At 51.8% G+C, this 22,958-nt stretch carries 23 protein-coding genes; 13 read left to right on the top strand and 10 right to left on the bottom strand.

Annotation, left to right across the window (positions count from 1 at the left end):
• Positions 1–13: 13 nt before the first annotated feature.
• The 3 genes from KO503_RS11475 to KO503_RS11465 all read right to left on the bottom strand — a co-directional run bounded on the left by KO503_RS11475 (position 14) and on the right by KO503_RS11465 (position 3,283).
• A complete protein-coding gene (locus KO503_RS11475) occupies positions 14–1,006 on the bottom strand; it encodes a TRAP transporter substrate-binding protein (RefSeq protein ID WP_215991683.1) in 993 nt (330 codons plus the stop codon).
• A 405-nt stretch (positions 1,007–1,411) separates the two neighbouring features.
• Positions 1,412–1,912, bottom strand: a complete 501-nt coding sequence (locus KO503_RS11470; protein WP_215991682.1) for a D-Ala-D-Ala carboxypeptidase family metallohydrolase — start codon at positions 1,910–1,912, stop codon at positions 1,412–1,414.
• A 204-nt stretch (positions 1,913–2,116) separates the two neighbouring features.
• The gene (locus KO503_RS11465) at positions 2,117–3,283 is read right to left on the bottom strand and encodes an MFS transporter (RefSeq protein WP_215991681.1); all 1,167 of its coding nucleotides are present in this window, start codon (positions 3,281–3,283) and stop codon (positions 2,117–2,119) included.
• A gap of 87 nt (positions 3,284–3,370) precedes the next feature.
• On the opposite strand from KO503_RS11465, the gene KO503_RS11460 reads away from it, so the two are divergent.
• The 3 genes from KO503_RS11460 (at position 3,371) to KO503_RS11450 (ending at position 5,717) form a co-directional block, all read left to right on the top strand.
• Entirely contained in the window at positions 3,371–4,705 is a 1,335-nt protein-coding gene (locus tag KO503_RS11460) for a PLP-dependent aminotransferase family protein (protein ID WP_215991680.1), read from the top strand.
• Positions 4,706–4,783: 78 nt separating this feature from the next.
• Entirely contained in the window at positions 4,784–5,092 is a 309-nt protein-coding gene (locus KO503_RS11455; protein WP_215991679.1) for a hypothetical protein, read from the top strand.
• Positions 5,093–5,180: 88 nt separating this feature from the next.
• Positions 5,181–5,717, top strand: coding sequence for an NADPH-dependent FMN reductase (locus KO503_RS11450; protein WP_215991678.1), 537 nt, complete (start codon positions 5,181–5,183; stop codon positions 5,715–5,717).
• 7 nt (positions 5,718–5,724) lie between these two features.
• Here KO503_RS11450 and KO503_RS11445 read toward each other — a convergent pair whose 3' ends face one another.
• Genes KO503_RS11445 through KO503_RS11430 form a run of 4 tightly spaced genes read right to left on the bottom strand, consistent with a single transcriptional unit; the run spans position 5,725 to position 8,732 of the window.
• A complete protein-coding gene (locus KO503_RS11445) occupies positions 5,725–6,552 on the bottom strand; it encodes an amidohydrolase family protein (protein WP_215991677.1) in 828 nt (275 codons plus the stop codon).
• Positions 6,549–6,980, bottom strand: coding sequence for an RbsD/FucU family protein (locus tag KO503_RS11440; RefSeq protein ID WP_215991676.1), 432 nt, complete (start codon positions 6,978–6,980; stop codon positions 6,549–6,551). The genes KO503_RS11445 and KO503_RS11440 overlap by 4 nt, the downstream gene beginning before the upstream one ends.
• Positions 6,970–8,019: an aldo/keto reductase gene (locus tag KO503_RS11435; RefSeq protein ID WP_215991675.1), complete on the bottom strand. Its 1,050-nt coding sequence runs from the start codon at positions 8,017–8,019 to the stop codon at positions 6,970–6,972. Before KO503_RS11435 ends, KO503_RS11440 begins: the two co-directional genes overlap by 11 nt.
• A gap of 14 nt (positions 8,020–8,033) precedes the next feature.
• On the bottom strand, positions 8,034–8,732 hold the full coding sequence (locus tag KO503_RS11430) for a GntR family transcriptional regulator (protein ID WP_215991674.1): 699 nt from the start codon (positions 8,730–8,732) through the stop codon (positions 8,034–8,036).
• 99 nt (positions 8,733–8,831) lie between these two features.
• On the opposite strand from KO503_RS11430, the gene KO503_RS11425 reads away from it, so the two are divergent.
• The 6 genes from KO503_RS11425 to KO503_RS11400 all read left to right on the top strand — a co-directional run bounded on the left by KO503_RS11425 (position 8,832) and on the right by KO503_RS11400 (position 15,616).
• A complete protein-coding gene (locus KO503_RS11425; protein WP_215991673.1) occupies positions 8,832–10,355 on the top strand; it encodes a UxaA family hydrolase in 1,524 nt (507 codons plus the stop codon).
• A gap of 14 nt (positions 10,356–10,369) precedes the next feature.
• On the top strand, positions 10,370–11,116 hold the full coding sequence (locus tag KO503_RS11420; protein ID WP_215991672.1) for an SDR family oxidoreductase: 747 nt from the start codon (positions 10,370–10,372) through the stop codon (positions 11,114–11,116).
• Positions 11,117–11,149: 33 nt separating this feature from the next.
• Entirely contained in the window at positions 11,150–12,676 is a 1,527-nt protein-coding gene (locus tag KO503_RS11415; protein ID WP_215991671.1) for a sugar ABC transporter ATP-binding protein, read from the top strand.
• Positions 12,673–13,680, top strand: coding sequence for an ABC transporter permease (locus KO503_RS11410; protein ID WP_215991670.1), 1,008 nt, complete (start codon positions 12,673–12,675; stop codon positions 13,678–13,680). The genes KO503_RS11415 and KO503_RS11410 overlap by 4 nt, the downstream gene beginning before the upstream one ends.
• A gap of 66 nt (positions 13,681–13,746) precedes the next feature.
• Complete coding sequence (locus KO503_RS11405) at positions 13,747–14,694, top strand: ABC transporter substrate-binding protein (protein ID WP_215991669.1); 948 nt, start codon at positions 13,747–13,749, stop codon at positions 14,692–14,694.
• A 67-nt stretch (positions 14,695–14,761) separates the two neighbouring features.
• Positions 14,762–15,616 (top strand): fumarylacetoacetate hydrolase family protein, encoded by an 855-nt coding sequence (locus tag KO503_RS11400; RefSeq protein WP_215991668.1) that lies wholly within the window; start codon positions 14,762–14,764, stop codon positions 15,614–15,616.
• Positions 15,617–15,693: 77 nt separating this feature from the next.
• Here the strand turns inward: KO503_RS11400 and KO503_RS11395 are convergent, their stop codons facing one another.
• Positions 15,694–16,689 carry a LacI family transcriptional regulator gene (locus tag KO503_RS11395; protein WP_215991667.1) on the bottom strand — a complete coding sequence of 332 codons (996 nt, stop codon included), beginning with the start codon at positions 16,687–16,689 and terminating at the stop codon, positions 15,694–15,696.
• 196 nt (positions 16,690–16,885) lie between these two features.
• On the opposite strand from KO503_RS11395, the gene KO503_RS11390 reads away from it, so the two are divergent.
• The 4 genes from KO503_RS11390 (at position 16,886) to KO503_RS11375 (ending at position 21,116) form a co-directional block, all read left to right on the top strand.
• A complete protein-coding gene (locus KO503_RS11390; protein WP_215991666.1) occupies positions 16,886–18,136 on the top strand; it encodes an ABC transporter substrate-binding protein in 1,251 nt (416 codons plus the stop codon).
• Positions 18,137–18,248: 112 nt separating this feature from the next.
• Positions 18,249–19,124, top strand: coding sequence for a carbohydrate ABC transporter permease (locus tag KO503_RS11385; protein ID WP_215943929.1), 876 nt, complete (start codon positions 18,249–18,251; stop codon positions 19,122–19,124).
• The gene (locus KO503_RS11380; RefSeq protein WP_215991665.1) at positions 19,121–20,002 is read left to right on the top strand and encodes a carbohydrate ABC transporter permease; all 882 of its coding nucleotides are present in this window, start codon (positions 19,121–19,123) and stop codon (positions 20,000–20,002) included. The genes KO503_RS11385 and KO503_RS11380 overlap by 4 nt, the downstream gene beginning before the upstream one ends.
• A gap of 4 nt (positions 20,003–20,006) precedes the next feature.
• Positions 20,007–21,116: an ABC transporter ATP-binding protein gene (locus KO503_RS11375; protein WP_215991664.1), complete on the top strand. Its 1,110-nt coding sequence runs from the start codon at positions 20,007–20,009 to the stop codon at positions 21,114–21,116.
• 223 nt (positions 21,117–21,339) lie between these two features.
• On the opposite strand, the gene KO503_RS11370 is transcribed toward KO503_RS11375, so the two are convergent.
• Entirely contained in the window at positions 21,340–21,876 is a 537-nt protein-coding gene (locus KO503_RS11370; RefSeq protein WP_215991663.1) for a chemotaxis protein CheD, read from the bottom strand.
• Complete coding sequence (locus KO503_RS11365; RefSeq protein WP_303504683.1) at positions 21,873–22,907, bottom strand: protein-glutamate methylesterase/protein-glutamine glutaminase; 1,035 nt, start codon at positions 22,905–22,907, stop codon at positions 21,873–21,875. Before KO503_RS11365 ends, KO503_RS11370 begins: the two co-directional genes overlap by 4 nt.
• Between the last annotated feature and the right edge of the window lie 51 nt (positions 22,908–22,958).

Here is a 22,958-nt window from a genome sequence, read left to right as displayed (position 1 = left end):
ATGCAAAGCGTTCTTATTGAGCGCGGATTGCGTTCAAAAGTTCAGTCGCACCAAGCTCAGCTGCGTAAGCGTCTTGAACTGGGATAACCATCTCAAGCAGCTTGTCACGGCCTTCAAATTCTTGAACCATAACCTGACCAGCATCGATCATTTCTTGCATTTTCTCACCGTCTTGACGGCTTTCCAACTCACGACCAAATGCACCAGCTTCCGCGCCAGCTTTCAAAACGGCGGCTTGCAGATCAGCATCAAGTTTAGAGAATGTGCTTTCAGACATCACCAAGGGGCGCACTGTGATCGCGTGGCGTGTCAACGTGATGTTCGGCGCAACTTCGTAGAACTTGAGGTTCTGGATCGATGCCGCTTCGTTTTCAAATCCGCCGATTACGCCCGTTTGGATCGCGTTGTACACTTCGTTGTACGCGATGGCAGCTGGTGAGGCTTGGATCGCTGCGAATGTTTTCGCTTGGATCGGTGCGCCCATAACGCGCATCTTGTGGCCTGTCAGCTCTTCCATGTTGCCGATTGGTTTTGCTGATGCGAGGTTGCGAACGCCGCCACCTGCGTAACCGATGATGCGGATGTTCGCTTTTTCCAGAAGCTCAGCTTCGAGAGGGGCCATAACGCCGCTGGAAAGGGCTGTGTTCCAGTGATCGAGGTCGCGGAACAAGAATGGCATATCCATGAGCGGGATAGAGGGGGCGAATGTTGCCATGTTGGACGGTGCCATAACTGCGTAATCGATCGCAACACCTTGCTGCAAGAACGTTACAAAATCACTTTCGTCGCCAAGTTCGCCGTTCAGGCTGACGTCAAAAGACACATCGCCATCATAGTTTTCACCGACAAGGCGTTCGAATTCGCGCAAAGTTTTTGTGTAGGCGTGCTCTTCGTCGAACAGGCTTGCGCCGCGCAAAGCTGTTTCGGCGGAAACCGAAGTTGCCATAATAGCAGTCGCAGCAATAGCGCCAACGGCAAATGCCGCAGTTGATTTGAAATTAAACATGGTGTCCTCCCAGACTATAACAGGCTGCAATTGGTCATGCAGACTAGTATACTTGATTAGTATCCCATATTGGGCACACAAGTTTCGTTTTGTAAACAACTGTCATGTTTGCTTCATTCTAATTTGGTGTGTTTTTTCTTAAGTAGTAGAAATATATATGAAATTTTAAGGATTCTGTGCAGGGGCGCCAGCCGACAGCCCCATTCTTTTCGCCCCTAATTAGGGGCTGTTGCTCAAGGCTATTCTTGGTTCAGAGAAATTTGATTCTGAAAATCCGCTGATTTTTGTCAGCCAATCATAGTAGGCTTAGCGTCCGTTTTCATTCAATGCGCAGCAAAGGACCGACAGATTCCGTTTTAGGAATGGCCAAAGCTGAGTGGTCAAATTTGAGGGCATGCAGGGGGCTTAAGTGGACTGGCCCAGATCGAAATAGTGAAACCCATCATGGAATGTCGTCCCATCAAAGGTGGTCACGCGGTTTCTATTATTGTTCGTGTTGTAGGATGCATGGACCCAGCCGTACGCGCCACTGTCAGGATCAAACTTTTCAAGAATGACCTCATCGAAATCTGTGTTTTCAATAATCCATTTTGCAAGCTCATCGTTGCGGATGCCGCCCATCATAATATCTGCGGCTTGGCCTAAAAGATGCTGCGAGTTCTCCAGCCCGCCGATCTCTGCGTTCAGCCTAGGACAACGGTATCCGCTGGTGACGAACAAAGGCAAATCAAAATGGACGATTGCCGGATTTAGCACGTTGAGACAGAGTTGTCTCAAATTCTCGATCACATCGGCATCTTGGGGCATGTTATGTATGCCCAGTTTTTCGGCTGTTTCGCTTTGACACAGGGTAAACAGGTCTAGGTGCTCTGACAGCATAGGGTTAAATTGGTTTGACTTATACATCTGGTTTAAGGGCCTTCGGTGATTGTCTTAACTGTCCACAGCTTTTGGCATGGGGTCAACAAGATCCCTCATAAGGTGGCGTTTGGACAGCTACGCTGTTTTCGCGTTTGCTCAGCGCAACTGTTCTGACGTCTCGAGGCCATGTGATCGATACTTTTTTAAAAGAGCGTGGATCAACGGCTGCGCCTCGTCATGGGTGATAGGCTAGCGCGCACTAACAGATAAGGCAGACGCCCTAGATTGTCGCCACCACAGCAAAACGAGGATGGCTGTAACAAAGACCTGCGCCATGGCAAAGACAATCATCGCTGCGAGCAACCCAAGCCAATCGGCCAAGGCACCGCTGGCGATCACGGGCAGAGAAAATCCGAAATAGGCGTAGGCAAACAGTCCTGCTGTGGCGCGCGCCCGATCTCGTGGGGCATGCAGCGTGACTTCGGACAGCGCGGCGAGATAGCTAAATCCATAGCTTGCCGCACTTGTGATGCAGGTGCCAATCAAAACCAAAGCAAGTGTGTGCAACCATACGCCAGCTAGCAGTACGAGAAAACCAAGTGGAATCAGGCCAAACCCCAGCGCGAGTGACTGCGTGTTGCTCATGCATCGCGCAATGGGTTGGCACAGAAATCCGACAAAAATCGCTAAGAAAATCACCAAGCCCGTCCAGCCTCCAAGGCCGTTTGCCGCCAGTTCAAGCGGTACCACAGCGATTGTCATGCCGGTTGTGGACCATGCCAAAGCCATAGCGCAGCCAAAGACCCATGTGCCTTTGGGGAAAACAGGAAGACGCAGAACTGAGACGCGCTTGGGGCGGTCCTCTCGTGGTAGTGTAAATGCAATGAGCGCTAAAATCGGTGCTGCGATCAACAAAACAATGTAGCTGACTGGCAGCAGGCTGGGACCTTGTAAACCAAGGCTGATACCTGTGGCCAAAGCCCCACCGCCAAAACCAAGTGATGTCGCGGATGTCACAGTCAGCGCCGCGTTGCGTGCGCGGGTCTCGCCTAAAATCTCTGTCATATAGGCAGTTCCTGCGGTGGTCGCTAAACCCGTTCCGATCCCAAGCAACAGACGCGCAATCACAAGGCTGATCCAACTGGGAGCCTGCACCAACAGCAACGTCGCGCCTGCACCAAGGAGCAATGCCAGTGCAATCGGTATCCGTCGCCCGATGCGATCGGACAGCCCGCCAAGTAACAGCAGTGTTGGCATAAGCCCCCCGACATAGGCCGCGAAAGCAATGGTCACGGCAGTCGCACCCACGTCACTTGTCGCCGCATAGATGTCGTAAAGCGGAGCTTGCAGGTTCACTGCAAAGGTCACCGTGAACAGCGCAATAGCGAGCAAGGATGCAGGGATGAGTTTTGTCATTGTATCACCTTTGGGAATTACCTGCCCTCAATTGCCAAGTGGACAAAACTATGGCAATTTTAAAATTGTCCTAGATACAGTGAACCCATGCCCAAAGCCCGATACTTACATCTTGCCGATACACTCGCGCGCGCGATCCAAAAGGGTAAACTGACCCCAGGGACCAAGCTGCCAACACATCGGGCTTTTGCGGAACAGTTCGACATCGCGCTTGCCACGGCAACCCGCGTGTATGGCGAATTGGAACGTAGAGGCTTGGTCGTGGGCGAAGCGGGGCGTGGCACTTTCGTACGTGATCTTGGCCTGCCAATCACGCTGGGAGCACATCAAACCGCAAATGACGGTCTTGTCGATCTTGTGTTCAATATGCCGGGGGATGCGGGAGACGCGGACATTTTGCGGGCAGGGCTGCGCAAGCTTGCAACGGCAGGTGATCTTGAGGCCATGCTGCGCTATCAACCACATGGCGGGCGGATTCATGAGCGACGGATCATCGCCGAAAACCTTGAGGCCTCGCTTGGTGCGGTTGACCCTGAATGCCTGCTTGTGACGTCTGGCGGACAACATGGTTTGGCGATCACAGCATTGGGTCTTTTGCGCCCCGGTGATGTCGTGGCCGCCGATCCCTTGACCTATCCGGGCTTTAAATCTGTCTGCGCGATGCAAGGTGTAAAGATCGTTCCAATTGAAAGCCGCGCGGGCGTCATGGACCCTGATAATTTGGATAGGCACTGTTGTGCAAGGCACATCAAAGCGGTTTATCTGATGCCTACCGTCCATAGCCCTCTGGGCTCTGTGATGGATGAGGCAACGCGACTGCGCTTGATTGAAGTGGCACGTAAACATGATCTGTTGATTGTTGAAGATGCCGCTTACGCCTTTCTTGAACCCGACCCGCCGCGAACGTTTTTGTCCATCGCGCCAGAACGGACCGTGCATATTGGCGGGTTTTCCAAAAGCATCGCAACGGGATTGCGCTTGGGGTATGTGATTGCGCCTCAAACGCATATTGAGCGACTGGTCGAGGCGATCCGTGCGACAACGTGGAATGCGCCGGCGTTGATTTCAGGCTTGGTGACTGGCTGGATCGAAGATGGGACTTTGGCGGCATCGATGGACACCCGACGGCGGGACGGTGGTGAGCGTCAACAGATTTGTCGAGCTGCTTTGGGTGATATTCCTATCTTGTCGCACCGCAACGCAGGTTTCGCTTGGTTACCGCTTGATCCCAGTCTACGCGCTGATCCTATCGTCAGCCAGCTGAAGGAAGAGGGCATATCAGTCTCTGGCGCGGCCTCTTTTGCGACCACTGTCGCGGTGCCTCAAGCCTTGCGTTTGGCCTTTGGTGGTGTGCCAATCGAGGAATTGAATACCGTATTGGGGGCCGTTCGCAACGCGCTGCGCAAAGCTCAGGCAGATTAAGGTGGATCAGTTTTTCGCTTGTGACGTTCTTGTGGTGGGGTAGGGTCCCTGTACCATTTCACGAAAGAGTATGCCCCAATGCCTGATCTTTACGAACTTGTTCTATGTGACATCTCTGGTGCGCATAAACCTGTGGCGATGTTCCAGTCTAAATCTCCGTTCATGTCCTTGCATGTCGGTGAACGTTTTGATGATCAGGGTTGGGATCGCCTTGATGGGGTTGGTAAAATCGCGACACCTGAGAACCCAATCCGTTATATTGTCTTTGCGACCAAGCATCTTGTGTTCGACCAAGACGGCAAGACAATTTATCAGCTCTGTGTGAACTTGCAGCCGTATGGTGGGCCTCGCTCGCCCGCTTGGGGGCATGGCCATCCTGAGGCGTAAATAATATGCGGCGCTTGTGTCGCAATGCGGATGACCAAACACGGCCTTATTTTTTTGAATGCCACGCGTCTGGCCTAAAGGTGACTCTATGAATTTTCTCGCCATTTCTGGCAGTGCGCGCGCCACATCGACCAATACAGCGATGCTCAATGCAGTCTCAGACATTGCTGCGCCGGATCATACCGTGACGGTGTTCTCGGGCGTCGCAGACTTGCCGGTTTTCTCGCCTGATTTTGAAGGCGGTGCCTTGCCGGCGACGGTTGAAGCGTTTGCAAAGATGATACGTGACAGCGACGGACTTATCATCGCAAGTCCAGAATATGTGCGTGCCATCCCGGGCGGGCTTAAAAATGCGATCGATTGGCTGGTGTCGCGTGACGAGATTATCGTAAAACCTATCGTGTTGTTGCACGCCTCTCACCGTGGGGATGATATGCTGGCGCAGCTGCGGTTGGTTTTGGCGACGGTGAGTGGCCGTTTTATGCCAGACCTGTTCTTGCGATTCAGTCTTATGAACCTTTCGGCACGCGATATTGCACAGACCTTGCAAGACCCGACATTTGCGCAGCAGATCAAAGCTTTTCTAAATGATTTTGAAACGCGCTGCGCGTCTCAGTACACTTAGCCCATATTCATTTTGAGGCGCGCCGGTACAGATCAAGGGCGTTTGCGCCGAAAATCGAATTCCTATCCGATGCGTTTGGTATGAATGCAGTCGCCATTTCGTGCCAATCGTCATAGCTGGCTGCTAAGGTTAAAACAGGCCAATCGCTGCCCCAGACCAATCGGCGCGGGCCGAACTTATCAAACAAGTGCGTGACGTAGGGCGCGACATCGGCCTTGGTCCAATCCGTGCCCGCTTCGGTCAATAAACCCGACAGCTTGCAATAAGCATTGGTGTCATGCGCGATGGCTTCCATATCGTTGGCCCAAGACACAAACTTTGCATCTGCGATGTCGGGTTTGGCCCCGTGATCAATGACGGTGCGCAATCTGGGGTGGCGGGACAGCAGCGCACGCAGATGCGGCAGATGTCGCGGCAGCACCAAAGCGTCAAAGGTCAAATCGTATTCGATCATTGCCTCAAACGCTGGCGCAAGATCGGGACGCAGCATCCAAGTGTCGTCAGCGATATCTTGGATCATCGGACGCAAGCCCACCAGTTTAGGGTGCTTGGCAAGCTGTTCGATGTCGTTTGCCGCAGTTGTTGCGGTGAAATCTGTCCAGCCTACAACTCCTAAAACAAATGGTGTACGCTCTGCGATCTTAAGTAAAAAACCTGTCTCTGCAACAGTCGGAGCCGCCTGCACCAAGATTGTACCGTCGATGCCATTGCGTGACAAATGCGGCGCCAAGTCGTCTGGCATGAAATCGCGATAGACAGGGGCAATTTCTGGCGTCAGCCAATCATAGTCGCCACGTGTCAATTGCCAAAAATGTTGATGAGCGTCGATAATCATTGGTCGATCACGCCTTTTTTAACGATGATATTTCCATAAAGACGCGTCTCACCGGTTTGGATGATTGCAAAGGCCGTTTTCGCACGATCGTAAAAGGCAAAGCGTTCTAATTTGCCCAAAGTCACAGGGTTGTCTGCTGTCTCTAGCGTGATGGTCTGAAACTCTGCCACGATAGGCGGGACTGCGTCGGGATCGCCCACGACTTCCATCACCAAGGCCGGGTCTGGCACATAGCTGTCCAAAGGCATCACCGTGAGCACGGCCTTTAAGACGTCTGTCGCGGTTAAGCCATCCAGCCGGTGACATCGCGCGCCCAGTGCTGTCGCGGGAAAGTTGGCGTCAACGATGACCAACTCGTCCCCGTGCCCCATCGCGCGCAGGCTCCATAAGATATCAGGCGACAAAATAGGCGGGATGTTACGAAGCATCTGGGCATTCCTCGGGGATTGGGGCGTCTTGGCGGATAAGGCCTTGAGATTTTAGATCAGACCAAAGCGCGGCAGGGATGGGCGTTTCGAAGATTTTGACATTTTGGCGGACTTCGTCGGGGGTCGAGGCACCGGGGATCACCGATTTTACGGCGCTATGACCCAGTGGAAACTGAAGCGCAGCCGCGATCAAGGGCGTGTTATGGGCGGCGCAGACTTCTTCGAGATTGCGCACACGTGCCAGTATCTGTTCGGGCGCAGGGGCGTAATCATAGCGTGCGCCTTCTACAGCACCTGTTGCGAGGATACCGGAGTTGTAAGGTCCGCCCAGAATGATTCCGACATCGCGTTTGAGGCAGAGCGGCAAGAAGGTCTCGAGCGGGTCTTGTTCCAGCAAGGTGTATCGACCCGCAAGCAAAAAGCCGTCAAAATCGGCCTCACTCAATAAACGCTCGCAAATCTGCCATGTGTTCACACCTGCGCCAATCGCCGTAATGCGTCCGGCGTCGCGCAATTCGGTGAGAGCACGGTAGCCGCCATGGGCAAACAGCTCGCGCAGCTTGTCTTCGGCGCCCATTTCGCCGTGGGTGCCCGCATCTATATCGTGTAAAAACAGCATGTCGAATGTCTCCATGCCAAGGCGCTTGGTGCTGTCTTCGACGCTGCGCATGATGCCGTCATAGGTGTAATCGAACACGATACGTTTTTGCGGCACATCGACAAAGGCTTCGGGGGTGACATCCTCAGGCGCGCAGTCTTCCAGAACTCGACCTGCTTTTGTCGATAACGTGAGCGTGTCGCGATCATGTTGCCCAAGGCCTTGTCCGACGCGCAATTCAGATCGACCCAAGCCGTATTGCGGGGCCGTATCAAAATAGCGAATGCCCGCGTCCCATGCCGCTTGTATCGTGGCCTGTGCATCGGCGTCTTCAATTTTACGATACAGGTTACCAAGCGGCGCAGCGCCAAACCCCAATTGCGTCAAATTTACCGGAACACGCGTGCGTTGATTGAGTGCATTTTTTTGCTTTAGGTTCATAGGGTTTCATCTTTTCAGTTTGGGCGAAAGAATTCGGCATGTTGTCGTTCGAGAGGCTCAATACGTGTGATCAATTGGCCAAGGTGGCGTGACATGGCAGCACGCGCCGCATCTGCATCACGGTCTTTGATTGAGGCCAGAATGGCGTGATGTTCAGCGACGGCTTCGGCAGGGCGACCTTGTTCAGGCAAGATTAGCATCCGTGCGCGGTGCAATTGCAAGGACATTTGCTCGGCGGTGGCTGCGACCTTTGGAAAGCCGCTGAACGCCAAGATCAATGCGTGAAATTCCAAGTCAGCTTCAAAGAACCCTTGAAAATCTGCGTCTTCGACCAGAAGGCTTTGCAGTCTTAAGTTGCGCGATAAAATGGTCAGTTGTTCATCGGTACGGTTCTGCGCGACTTCTGCGACGATGGCGACTTCTATGGCTTCGCGCAGAAAACTTTCTTCGCGCAACTCAAACATAGAGAATTGCGAAACGCGGGTGGCAGATTGCGGAATGATATCAACCAGTCCTTCAGAGGATAACCGGTTCAGGGCTTCCGTCATCGGCGAACGTGACACACCCAACTGATCGCACAGTACGCCCTTGCGCAGCACGGTTCCCGGTTTGAATGCCATCGTCAAAATCTGGTCACGCAGCACTGTGTAGACGCGCTGACCCAAAGGGCCATCCAGACTGTTGATATCGAGCGTGATGTTGTGGTCGTCCATTTTTGCCTCCCGCACTGACATGTTAGTTGACAGGTGATTCAAGTCAAGCTAGAACTACAGAAGGAAACGCCAAGCCGCTTAGACAAAGGTACTACACCAATGACCCAGCCATCCCGTATGCTCATTCTACATTCGCAAGACAATGTCGCGGTCGCATTGGCCGATATTGCAGCCGGCGAGGTTGAGGCATCTACTGGCGTGACGGTGCAGCAGGCTGTGAAGCAGGGGCATAAGATTGCCATCGCGCCGATCAGTGCAGGTCAAAATGTGCTGCGCTACGGTCAAACAATCGGTCAGGCCACGACGGATATTGCTGCGGGCGAACATGTGCATGTTCAAAATCTCGGCATGGGCGAGCACACCAATGATTACGCCCACGCAAGTGAGGCCAAAGTGCTTGAACCGATCACAGATCAACGCACCTTCAATGGGTACCATCGCACAGACGGAAGTGTTGGTACGCGCAATTACCTTGGTATTTTGACCTCAGTGAACTGTTCAGGTTCTGTCGCGAAATTCATCGCAGAGGCGGCTGAAAAGTCCGGCTTGCTGGATGATTTCCCAAACATCGACGGCATCGTACCGATCACTCACGGGACAGGTTGTGGCATGTCGGGCGAGAACGAGGGCTATGCCACTTTGTTCCGTACGTTGTCGGGCTATGCTCAGCACCCGAACTTTGGCGGTATCCTTTTGATCGGACTTGGCTGTGAAGTGATGCAGGTTTCTGCGCTTGTTGGCGGTCGTCCGATCCGTGCTGATGGTGCATTGCGTTACATGACGATCCAGCACGAGGGTGGCACGCGTAAAACCATCGAAAAAGGTTTGGCCGAGCTGCGCAGTCTTGCTGCTTTGGCCAACACGGCCACGCGCGAACCTGCTCCGGTTTCTCATCTGATGGTGGGGATGCAATGTGGTGGCTCTGATGGTTATTCGGGCATCACGGCCAACCCTGCGCTGGGCGTTGCATCTGATTTGTTGGTGCGTCATGGCGGCACCACGATCTTGTCGGAAACCTCTGAAATTTATGGCGCGGAACATCTGTTGACCCGCCGCGCTGAAACGGTCGAGGTCGGTGAAAAACTGATCGAACGGGTGCGCTGGTGGGAAGATTACACAGCGCGTAACCACGGTGAGATGGACAACAATCCAAGTCCCGGCAACAAACGCGGTGGCTTGACCACGATCTTGGAAAAATCCCTTGGTGCCGTCGCGAAAAGCGGAAGCGCGCCCCTAACGGATGTCTATCTGTTTGGTGAAAAAATTGATAAAAAGGGCTTTGTCTTTATGGACAGCCCGGGGTTCGACCCTTGTTCTGTGACGGGGCAAATCGCCTCTGGTGCAAACTTGATTGTGTTCACGACAGGGCGCGGATCGGTGTCGGGGTACATGCCGACGCCTTGTATTAAAGTCGCTACCAATTCCGAAATGTACGCGCGGATGTCTGACGACATGGACATCAATTGCGGCGATATTGTCAGCGGAGGGGCGACCTTGAATGACAAAGGTCGCGACATTTTCGAGACGTTTATTCGCATCGCGTCAGGCGAGCTGACAAAAAGCGAAGAGCTTGGATTTGGTGGCGTTGAATTCGTGCCATGGCAAATTGGCGCGGTGATGTGATCATGGGGACTGATATGACGCTTTCAAACAAAACAATTCTCATTACAGCTGCGGGCCAAGGGATCGGTGCTGCGAGTGCGCGGGCCTGTGCTGCTGCTGGGGCGCGTGTGATTGCCACTGATATCAACGGTGATTTGCTGGAAAACCTGTCTGGTGTCAGCGGTATTGAAACCCGTGTCCTGGATGTAACAGATGTTGCCGCCATTGATGCGCTTGCCGCCGACCTGCCCGATTTGGACGGATTGTTTAACTGTGCGGGCATCGTGCATCATGGATCTATTCTAGAGCTTGATGATGCAGCATGGGCGTTTTCAGTTGATCTGAACGTGACATCAATGGTGCGCATGTGTCGTGCCTTTGTGCCCGGTCTTTTGCGTCGTGCAGAGACCGAGGGGACAGCGTCGATTTTGAACATGGCGTCTATGGCGTCGTCTGAAAAAGGCTTCAAAGACCGTACGGCTTACGGTGCGACCAAAGCCGCTGTCATCGGCTTGACCAAAGCGATTGCCGCTGATTTTGTAACTCAAAACCTGCGGTGTAACGCGCTTTGCCCCGGCACTGTAGATACGCCTGCATTGCAAGGCCGCATCGCTGGCGCGCCTGATCCTGTTCAAGCGGAAAAAGACTTCATCGCGCGTCAACCTATGGGGCGTTTGGCCACTGTAGACGATTTAACGCCCACAGTTGTGCATCTGCTATCCGATGGCAGCAGTTTCATGACGGGACAAACGGTGCTGGTTGACGGTGGCGTCACCATCTAGCAACGCGATTCAAGGTTGGGGAGAGCCGAAATCATGAGCTATTTAGTTGAGATGAAAGGGATCGAAAAACGCTTTCCGGGCGTTCATGCGCTTAAAGGCGTGCAATTCGATCTGAAACCCGGCGAAGTCCATGCCCTTATGGGGGAAAATGGTGCGGGCAAATCGACCCTGATGAAAATCATGTCCGGCATTTATGTGCCTGACGGCGGTGAAATGTTTGTCGATGGCAAACCTGTGTCCCCTGACAGCCCACGTGCTGCGCAAGGTCTGGGAATCGGCATCATTCACCAAGAGCTCAGCTTGATGAACGATCTGACCGCAGCGCAAAACGTGCTGATCGGACGCGAACCACGTCGCAGTTTTGGGCGTTTGGATGAGCCCGCGCTCAATGCCAAAACCGCAGAGATTTTTGCCTCGCTCAATTTGGCGATGGACCCGCGTACCAAGGTTGGCACGCAAACCATTGCGCGTCAGCAGTTGATAGAAATCGCCAAGGCGTTGTCGTACAATCCGCGCGTTTTGATCATGGACGAACCAACAGCTGCGTTGAATGACGCAGAGATTTCCGAACTGTTCAAGGTTATCGATAAGCTTAAAGCCGACGGTGTTGGCATTGTTTATATCAGTCACCGTATGGATGAGATCAAACGCATCGCTGACCGCGTGACTATTCTACGCGATGGGGCTTATATTGATACGGTTGAAGCAGCCGACACGCCGCTAAAGACGATCATCCAGTTGATGGTGGGGCGTGAAGTCACACAAAACGGCCCTGATATTCCTGATACATCACAAAATGCTGTCGCTTTGGAAGTGCGGAACTTGTCGCGTGGCAAAGAGGTGCGTGATGTCAGCTTTGATGTGCGCAAGGGCGAGATTTTGGGCTTTGCCGGTTTGATGGGGGCAGGGCGCACCGAAGTGGCACGGATCATTTTTGGCGCTGATCCGCGTGACGCGGGCGAGATTTTGGTCGCGGGCCAATCTGTTGATATCCGCACGCCCCATGCCGCTGTTGAAGCTGGCATTGGCTATCTATCGGAGGACCGTAAACATTTTGGTCTGGCCGTTGATATGACCGTGCGTGCGAATGTCGCGATGGCCAATTTGACGCAATTTACCAATCGCGCAGGCGTGTTGGATGAAAACGCAATGCGGGACATCGCGATTGATTACATTGAAAAATTGGGCATTCGCACACCGTCTGACACCCAAGACGTGCGGTTGCTCTCTGGCGGGAACCAGCAAAAAGTCGTGATAGCCAAATGGCTGTTACGCGACTGTGATGTGTTGATCTTTGATGAGCCAACACGCGGCATCGATATCGGCGCGAAATCAGAAATTTACGCTTTGCTTGAAGACCTCGCGGCACAGGGACGTGCGATCATCGTGATATCGTCTGAACTGCCTGAGGTGATGCGTCTCAGCCACCGTATCGCGGTGATGTGCGAAGGACGGCTGACCGGGATCTTGCCTGGCGGTGAAAGCACCACACAAGAACAGATTATGGAATTGGCCACACAACGCGACACTGCGTTGAGTGCAATGGAGGACCTCTCATGACCACGACAGCAGTTGATGCGCCCAAATCGACCCTTTCAAAGATCATTGCAGCAGGCACGCACCAACGCGTTTTGGCCTTCGCCAGCTTGGTTGTGCTACTGATCGGTTTTTCAATCGCCTCTCCGAACTTTATGCAAACTTCTAATATGCTGGCCATCTTGCAGGCTACGTCTGTGAATGGCGTTCTGGCGATTGCGGTCACTTTGGTGATTATCACGGGTGGTATCGATTTGTCTGTTGGGACAATGATGACATTTTGTGCGGTGATCACTGGCGTTGTTTTGACCTATGCTGGCTTACCTCTGCCCTTGGGCGTACTTGCGGCGGTTTTGACAGGCGCGCTTTGTGGTGCCTGCTCTGGCAGTTTTGTGGCCAAAATGGCGATCCCACCGTTCATCGCAACCCTTGGTATGATGTTGATCCTCAAAGGCCTCAGCCTTGTGATTTCAGGCACGCGGCCGATCTATTTCAATGACACTCCGGGTTTTAGCGAAATCTCTCGCGGGTCTTTGATTGGTGAGGTTCTGCCTGGTCTGCCAATTCCCAATGGAGTGCTGATTTTGTTCATCGTCGCAGGGGCCACAGCTTACATTTTGAACCGCACAGTGCTGGGGCGTTACTGCTTTGCACTTGGTTCTAATGAAGAATCTGTGCGCCTGTCTGGTGTGAACACGGATCGTTGGAAAATCGCGATCTATGCGCTTGCAGGCTCTATCGTTGGCATCGCTGGTTTGCTGATTGCGTCACGTTTGAACTCTGCGCAACCTGCACTGGGTCTTGGATATGAACTTGAAGCGATTGCAGCAGTTGTCATCGGCGGGACGTCATTGTCCGGTGGGCGTGGCTCTATACTTGGCTCACTCATTGGTGCGTTGATTATGGCGGTGTTGACCAACGGTCTGCGTGTTTTGTCCGTGGCTCAAGAATGGCAAACCGTTGTCACTGGCGCGATCATCATTCTGGCTGTTTACGCCGATATGATGCGCCGTAAGAACGCCAAATAAAGATAAAAATTTCGTTGTCCGGGAGGAGATCCGGGCTGCATCATCGACAACTTAGGAGGAACCATCATGTTGTCACGTCGTACCCTCGTCGCCGCACTGAGTGCGTCCATTGCAATCGCATCTGCGCCAGCCGCATTTGCACAAGATGAACTTTACATCCCACTCGTTTCAAAAGGCTTCCAGCACCAGTTCTGGCAGGCTGTGAAATCAGGTGCCGATCAAGCGGCTGAAGAATTCGGTGTTCGCATCACATTCGAAGGCCCAGATAATGAAACTATGGTTGATCGTCAGATCGACATGTTGGCTGCTGCTTTGGCAAACAATCCTGCGGCAATCGGTTTTGCCGCGCTCGACAGTCAAGCTGCCATCCCGCTTTTGCGTCAAGCGCATGAAGCTGGCATTCCTGTCATCGCGTTTGACAGCGGTGTCGACAGTGACATTCCTGCGTCCACTGCAACAACAGATAACGTTGCAGCGGCGGCTTTGGCTGCTGACAAAATGGCTGAGTTCCTAGGTGGAACAGGTAAAGTGGCCGTTGTTGCACATGACCAAACAAGCCGTACTGGTATTGACCGCCGTGATGGTTTCTTGAACCAAATCGAAGCGAATTACCCTAATATTGAAGTTGTCAGCGTCCAATACGGTGCGGGTGATCAGTTGCAATCTACTGAGGTTGCGAAAGCGATCTTGACGGCGAACCCTGATCTGAACGGTATGTTTGGCACCAACGAAGGTTCTGCGATTGGTATCGTGAACGCCGCCCGCGAAATGGGCACAGAAGGCGTGACCATCATCGGCTACGACTCTGGTAAAGCACAGACCGACGCAATTCGTGCAGGCTTGATGGCTGGCGCGATCACACAGAACCCAGTTGGCATTGGCTATGAAACCGTAAAAGCGGCTTTGGCTGCGAAAAACGGTGAAACGCTTCCAGCGGTCATCGACACGGGTTTCTACTACTACGATCAATCCAACATCGATAACGCCGAAATTCAGGCCGTTCTTTACGATTGATTTTAACATTGCCGCAGTTCCCTTGTGGGGGCTGCGGAACCTACATTTATAGAAGTTCGAGGACCACATGAAATTATTGCGCTACGGCCCCAAGGGTCAAGAAAAACCCGGTTGCCTTGATGCAGATGGACGGGTCCGTGACTTGTCGGATCACGTTACAGATATTGCGGGCGCAGCCCTGCTGCCAGAAACCATTGCGCGCCTTAAAGCCTTAGATGTTAACAGCTTGCCAATTGTCACAGGCACGCCGCAGGACGATTTGCGCCTTGGGTCATGTGTTGGTCAAACGGGCAAGTTCGTGTGCATCGGCCTGAACTATGCCGATCACGCCGCTGAAAGTGGATTAGAGGTCCCGCCAGAGCCCGTTATTTTCAACAAATGGACATCCGCTATCGTTGGTCCTGATGACGATGTACTCATTCCGAAGGGGTCGAAAAAGACCGATTGGGAAGTCGAGCTTGGTATCGTTATCGGCAAGGGTGGCAGCTACATTGATGAGGCCAATGCGTTGGACCACATCGCTGGGTTCTGCGTCATCAATGATGTGTCCGAACGTGAGTATCAAATCGAGCGGGCAGGCACATGGGATAAAGGCAAAGGCTGTGACACTTTCGGCCCAACTGGCCCGTGGCTGGTGACACCTGACGAGGTTGGCGATTTTGATGCGCTTGGGCTTTGGCTTGAGGTTGATGGCGTTCGTTACCAAAATGGGTCAACATCGACGATGGTCTATAAAGTTCCACATCTCATCGCCTATTGTTCTCAGTTCATGAGCTTGCAGCCTGGTGATGTCATCTCCACCGGAACGCCTCCAGGTGTTGGCATGGGATTGACGCCGCCGAAATACCTGTCTGGCGGTGAAACGCTTCGTCTTGGTATTGATAAGCTTGGCGTACAAACGCAGCACGTTAAGCGTGCGTAAAAGATGTGACTGAATGAGTGGGTGAGATGAGCGGTGAGAAACTGGTCGCCTCACCTCTTTCTAACCTCGCGTAGGTGTCACGGAGCGTCAATATAGTGTCGTGGCGGATCTGATGGGTTATTCAGCTGATTGAGCAGAAATTCACCCATTGCTTTACCTGCTTTTTGAATGTCTTCAAAAACAAGATCTACGCCGTCATCGATTTGGTGGATGAGCTCTGAGTTGCGTTTGACCACGGCCTCAAAATCTCTTGATCGTGTCAATCCACATTTGCGAAAAGCACTGAGAGCTGCACAATAGGATGCCTCACCGACAAAGATAAAGGCGTCAGGGCGGTCAGGGCTTTTGGCAATTTCCGTGGCCCAAGCGTTTATTTCATCTAAAGTGCTGTCTAAGGTCACGTTGTCTGCGAATACGTATTCCAGACCATGTTTATTCGCCGCGCGAATGAGGCCTGACATAAGGTATTGATGAAAGGTCAACCACTCTGGGGGCAGTATCATGCCAACTTTTTTTGCCCCCTTCGCTGCAAGTCGTTCTACCGCGAGTTCTGCGAAGCGTTCGTTATCAAAGTCGAAATAGGAATGTGGCGTGCCAAAATTTGTTCGCCCATGTGAAACAAATGGGAAACCAGCCTCCATAAGATATCTCACACGTTCGTCTGTCGGTGATGTCCGTGTGATTATTATGCCGTCTGCCAAATGATTTTTGACGATATGTTCGACAGCAGAAACCCCTTCGCCCCCTGCAAAATGTGGCGTGATGACCAAGTGGTAACCTGTGTTTTCCAAGGCTTGCATCAGACCGTAAATCAACGAGTTACTAAAGCCGAAAAGTTCGTCATGGCGATCCAGTACAAGGCTGATCACCTTGGTCTTTCCTGTGCGTAAACGCTGCGCCGCGCGATCCGGTACATAGCCCAATTCAATCGCAATCTTCTGCACACGCTCCCGTGTTGCAAGCGCGATCTTGGGGTCGTTTGCAAGTGCTTTTGACACCGTGGTCACGGCCAAGCCCGCAGTATCCGCAACGGTTTTAAGCGTGAGTCGCTTTGATGTGCTTTTTTGTGGCATACTTTAAATCGTTCATCCTCCTTGCACGTTATAGGCGCGTTCAAAAAATATATCGATATACATTTAATCACCCTTATTATTTTTAACGTAATCTTAGATTTTAACAAAAAATCTTACTTGACAGAGGTGATGTTTACAACGTTATAAATGCAGCAAGGCCGAGGAATATCTTCGGATCTCAAGGGAGGAATGAGATATGAAAATTAATAAATTTTTAAAGACAACCGTGGCCGCAGCCGCGGTTTCAGCTTTTGCAGGCATGGCGTCAGCCGATGATGTAGAGGTTCTACATTGGTGGACTGCAGGCGGCGAAGCGGCCGCTTTGGGTGTGTTGAAAGATGATTTGGCCAGCCAAGGTGTTGGTTGGCAAGATATGCCAATCGCGGGCGGCGGCGGCAGCGATGCGATGACCGTTTTGCGCGCACGCGTTGTGGCTGGTGATGCGCCAACTGCGGCTCAGATGCTCGGTTTCGACATCAAAGATTGGGCGGGTTCAACCGGCAATTTGGCGAACTTGAATTCCGTTGCCGAAGCTGAAGGTTGGGACGCCGTTGTCCCTGCTGCATTGCAAGATTTCTCAAAGCATGATGGCAACTGGATCGCAGCGCCCGTAAACGTGCACTCAACCAACTGGGTTTGGGTGAACAAAGCTGCGCTTGATGCCGCTGGCGGAAAAGCCCCGACAAGCTGGGAAGAACTCGTCACAGTTCTTGATGCGATGAAAGCCAATGGTATCACGCCTTTGGCGCATGGAGGCCAAGCATGGCAAGACGCGACAATTTTTGATGCCGTTGTCTTGGGTCTTGGCGCTGATTTCTACAAAGCGGCCTTCATCGACATGGACGAAGACGCGCTTGGTGGCGACATGATGGTTGAAGCCTTCAATCGCATGGCAGTTTTGCGCTCTTACGTGGATGATAACTTCTCTGGTCGTGACTGGAACCTCGCATCCGCGATGGTGATCGAAGGCACCGCTGGCATGCAAATGATGGGCGATTGGGCCAAAGGCGAATTCTTGAAAGCGGGCAAAACACCGGGTGAAGATTTTGTTTGTATCCGTTTCCCTGGTACACAAGGTTTGGTCACATTCAACTCAGACCAATTCGTGATGTTCGATCAAGGTGAAGCCTCTGACAGCCAAATGGCGATGGCCTCTGCGGTGATGAGCCCAGCTTTCCAATCGGCGTTTAACGTGGTCAAAGGCTCAGTTCCTGCACGTACAGATGTGCCAAACGATGCGTTCGACGATTGCGGTAAAAAAGGCATGGCCGACTTTGCCGAAGCCAATGCAGGTGGTGGTCTTTATGGCTCCATGGCGCATGGTCACGCCAATCCTGCAGCTGTTAAAAACGCGATCTACGACGTTGTGACCGCGCATTTCAACGGTGAATATGACGCGACTGAAGCCGCAGAAGAAATGGTCAACGCTGTACTCGACGCACAATAAAAACTGACGTTTCTAAACTTATGCCGCGCAGTTTCGATTGCGCGGCATATTTCAAAGCTGATGGGGCTATCAAGGCCCTGCAACCTTTCCCAACAATGATCAGAGACATCTCATGAAATTTCTCATCCAGCGATGGATTCCCAGACTTGTGCTCGCGCCCAGCTTTTTGCTGGTTGTGTTGTTCGTCTACGGATTCATCCTCTACACTGGCTATCTTTCGATGACCGATTCCAAGATGCTTCCGTCATATGGCTGGGTGGGTTTTGAAAACTATAGCAGGCTGTTTGGACTGCGCCACTGGAATACGGCCGTCACCAACTTGGCCATTTTTGGCATTCTCTACATTGGGATTTCATCTGCTTTAGGGCTTTTTCTTGCGATCCTGTTAGACCAAAAAATTCGCGCAGAAGGGTTCATTCGCCCGATCTACCTCTACCCAATGGCCTTGTCGTTCATCGTCACCGGTACTGCATGGAAATGGTTCTTGGACCCTGGCATCGGTATTGAAAACACGATGCATGCATGGGGCTGGGCCAGCTTTCATTTTGATTGGATCAAAAACCGCGATTATGCGATCTACACGGTTGTGATGGCCGCTGTTTGGCAATCCTCAGGGTTTGTTATGGCGATGTTCTTGGCTGGCTTGCGTGGTGTCGATAACGAAATTATCAAGGCGGCCCAGATTGACGGTGCAAGTGGCGTCACGATTTATCGTCGGATTATCATTCCCATGATGCGCCCAGTGTTCTTGTCTGCTTTTGTGGTGCTCGCGCATTTGGCTATTAAGGCTTACGATTTGGTGATTGCCCTTACAGGTGGTGGTCCTGGACGTGCGACAGAACTGCCCGCGACCTTTATGTATTCCTACACATTTACGCGCAACCAAATGGGCGTCGGCGCATCATCGGCGATCATCATGTTGATCATGATTTTTTCGATCATCGTGCCATATGTCTACAGTGAGCTGAAAAGCGGAGACCAGCAATGAGCCGTATTTCTCAAGATAACGCCGTAGCTGGATCGCGGATGACGCGTGCCTTGATCTACACTGTTTTGATCTTTTTCGTGATTTACTATCTGTTGCCGCTCTACGTGATGGTCGCAAATTCGTTCAAGCCCCTTGATGAAATCCGCGGCGGTGATTTGATGGCCCTGCCGAATGTTTGGACGTTGGAGCCTTGGCGCGATGCATGGTCCAACGCGCAGATTGGTGTCGAGGCGACAGGCTTAAAACCCTACTTCATGAACTCTTTTATGATCGTTATTCCGGCCGTTACTTTGTCGACGATTGTAGGGGCGTTGAATGGGTATGTGCTTACGAAGTGGCAGTTCAAAGGCCATGGCGCTGTGTTTGCCATGCTTCTACTGTCCTGTTTCATTCCCTTCCAAATCGTATTGATTCCCGCCGCAAAAGTTCTTGGGTTCTTGGGCATCTCGGGTACGATTCAAGGTTTGATCCTTATTCACTTTGTTTATGGAATTGGGTTCTCGACGCTGTTCTTCCGCAATTATTATGCAGCATTCCCAACCGAATTGATCCGTGCGGCTCAGATCGACGGCGCGTCGTTCATGCAGATATTCATGCGTATTTTGCTCCCGAGTTCTGGGCCAATCATCGTGGTTACAGTGATTTGGCAGTTCACCAATCAATGGAATGACTTTTTGTTTGGTGCGTCTTTCTCGGGGTTCGATTCGACGCCGATGACCGTGGCGCTCAACAACCTCGTGAATTCCTCGACTGGGGTGAAAGAGTACAACGTACATTTCGCTGGCGCGATCATGGCTGCGCTCCCCACACTGTTTGTTTACATCGTCTCAGGACGATACTTCGTGCGCGGCTTGATGGCCGGCGCAGTCAAAGGATAAAGACATGGCATCTCTAACAATTGAGAATCTTAAAAAATCCTACGGGACCGTCGAAGTCCTAAAGGGCATTGATCTCGAAATCGAAGACGGTGGCTTTCTGGTGCTGGTTGGTCCATCGGGATGTGGGAAATCCACGCTTTTGAACACCATTGCAGGCCTCGAGGAAATCACCTCTGGCGACATCAAAATCGGCCCTGAATCTGTCGCGGGGCTTCACCCGTCGCAGCGAGACATCGCTATGGTGTTCCAATCCTACGCGCTCTACCCCAATATGACAGTGGCTCAAAATATCAGCTTTGGTATGGAAATCCGCAAGATCGACAAAGCCGTACGTGAAGAGGCCATCAACAAGGTCGCCGATACATTGCAAATCCGCGAGCTTCTCCATCGTAAGCCCAGTCAATTGTCCGGTGGTCAAAGGCAACGTGTTGCGATGGGGCGTGCTTTGGTGCGCGATCCGCAGGTGTTTTTGTTCGATGAACCGTTGTCGAACCTTGATGCGAAATTGCGTGTTGATATGCGGACCGAAATCAAGCGCTTGCACAAGCGCATGGGCACAACAATCGTTTATGTCACCCATGATCAGATCGAAGCCCTGACGCTTGCGACTAAAATTGCCGTATTGAAAGATGGGTATCTACAACAGTTTGGTACGCCAGACGATGTTTACAACAATCCGACCAACATGTTTGTGGCGGAGTTCATGGGCTCGCCATCCATGAACCTTTTGACTGCTCAGATTATAGACGAAGATGGGCTGAAAGTGCAGTTGTCGGATACAGAAAACGCGCCAATTTTGTTACCTGTGGAAGACACACCGGCGATGCGGTCTTATGTCGGCAAGCAAGTGATTTTTGGTATCCGGCCTGAGGCTTTGACGGACCCTGAAGGTGCTGATCGTACAGCTCAAAATGTTGTCGACGCAGAATGCTTGATCGAAGTGGTCGAACCCGCAGGGTCTGACACCTTCGCGGTGACAAAATTGGGCGGTAAAGAAGTGATTGCGCGGCTGCGTGCAGACGCACAAGTGGTCCCAGAAACGTATACGACGCTGTCGTTTAATATGGGAAAAGCTGTCTTTTTTGATCCTGATAGCCAGTTGCGGATTCGGTAACCAATAAAGTTGATGCGCGCAGCGCAACTGAGGCTATGGCGCGCTGCTTTCATTCGGTTCTTTGGTTATATGGTGCCGCCCATAAGAAACACCAACCGCATTGAGCGTAAGTGACCAGATAATGATCTAACAGCGCGGCATGGTCTGCTAATGTAACCGAGTTAAAACTGTCTTTGTTGCAGCAAGGATTACCAAATAAAAGGCTGAAAGGTGCTATTTCGAACTAAAACAATTCAACATCACTCGATGATGCAACCTTTGGCTCGGTTTCTATGATGTGAGCATCTTCAACTAATTTCTGACGCGCACGGCCGTTTGCGGGGGTGAATTCGATACGTCTAGCTTGTGATCCCCCCAAGCTTTGAGCCTCACAAGGGATGCCTTCACGCTCCAAGTAGCTTAGAATAAATTTTACGTTACGGGGGCCTGCATCAGTCAGGCCGCGATACATTTCCGCACCGCCAAAGACTTTCGCTCGGAGACGTTTTTTTTGAGCCCCTGAACGCGTCAGGGTATTGATCAACAATTCCATTGCATTTGCGCCAAGCGAATTGACACCTTCTTCTGAGGTTTGAGGTCCACCGGGTAACAGAAAATGGTTCATCCCACCTACTTGTACGACGGGATCCCAAATGCAGGCCGCGATACAAGAACCAAGGATGGTGGAAATAGTCACATCAGGCGAACTTTCGACAGCAAATTCTCCTTGGGAGATATAAGTTGACTTTCCTTGCAATGTTTTTTGTGAAGTATTTGTCATAGGGCAGCCGCCCGAGCCGGAATTTCCGCTAAAGCAAGCATTTCATCACCGAAGTTGTCAATATCTACCCACTTTTCGATCCCTCCCAATTGCCCAGCCACTTTGGGCATACCAAATACAACACAAGTCTCTTTCGATTGACCTAAAGTTTTTGCGCCATTCGCACGCAATTCGCACATACCTTTTGCTCCATCGCGCCCCATACCAGTTAATATCCCTGCAACAATTTGTGGAGCTGCGTGAACTGCGGAGAGCATCATTGAGTCAACTGACGGCCGGTGGCCAGAAACCGGAGGCCCCTTAAGTAAAGTCGCACGATAATCATGTTGTTTCGAAATGTTTAAATGGAAGTTACCGCCTGGTGCAATCATTACAGTCCCTGGTAGAATTGACTGCCCGTCTTGCGCCAACGATACTTTGGGTGCCATTATATGATTTAATCTCGCGGCAAAACTAACAAGAAATGGCTCTGGCATATGTTGTGTAATGAGCGTAGGCGGGCAATTTACAGGAAATTTAAGTAGTACACGCTCCAATGCGTCGACTGCTCCCGTTGATCCCCCAAGTAAACAAATTCTTTTAAAACGTCTTTGGGGTTTTATTGTGGGAGTGAGCTGTCTCGATGGGCGTAAACTCATCCTAGCCTGCGCTGCCATAACTATGGAGTCTGCTAGGTTTGAGAATGTGTCTTTCTGCTGGCCGAGCTTAGGTTTTTCAACGCATTCAATTGCACCAAGGGAAAGTGCTTTTATTGCAATTGAACTGCCTTTTTTTGTCAACGTGCTGACCATCACCACAGGCATTGGCCTATGTCGCATCAGTTTTTCTAAAAACTCAAGCCCACTCATATTCGGCATTTCAACATCAAGTGAAATTACGTCCGGTTTATACGTGTTGACGGCATCTCGTGCTTCTCGCGCGGTGCCAGCCTCTGCGACAACCAAAACCCTCGAATCTTTTTCAAGGAGAGAGCGAATTAAGCGCCGCATTGTGGGAGAGTCATCGACTATAAGTACACGATATTGGTTCACATGACATTCCTGTAATATTGTTTTTGGTGATGTATGGAAGTGCGATGAGTA

It is taken from the genome of Pacificibacter marinus (assembly GCF_018860505.1).
In the GTDB taxonomy this organism is placed as follows: Bacteria; Pseudomonadota; Alphaproteobacteria; order Rhodobacterales; family Rhodobacteraceae; genus Celeribacter; species Celeribacter marinus_B.
Note: the sequence above shows the minus strand (reverse complement) of the source record. Positions and strands in the feature narration are given on the sequence as shown.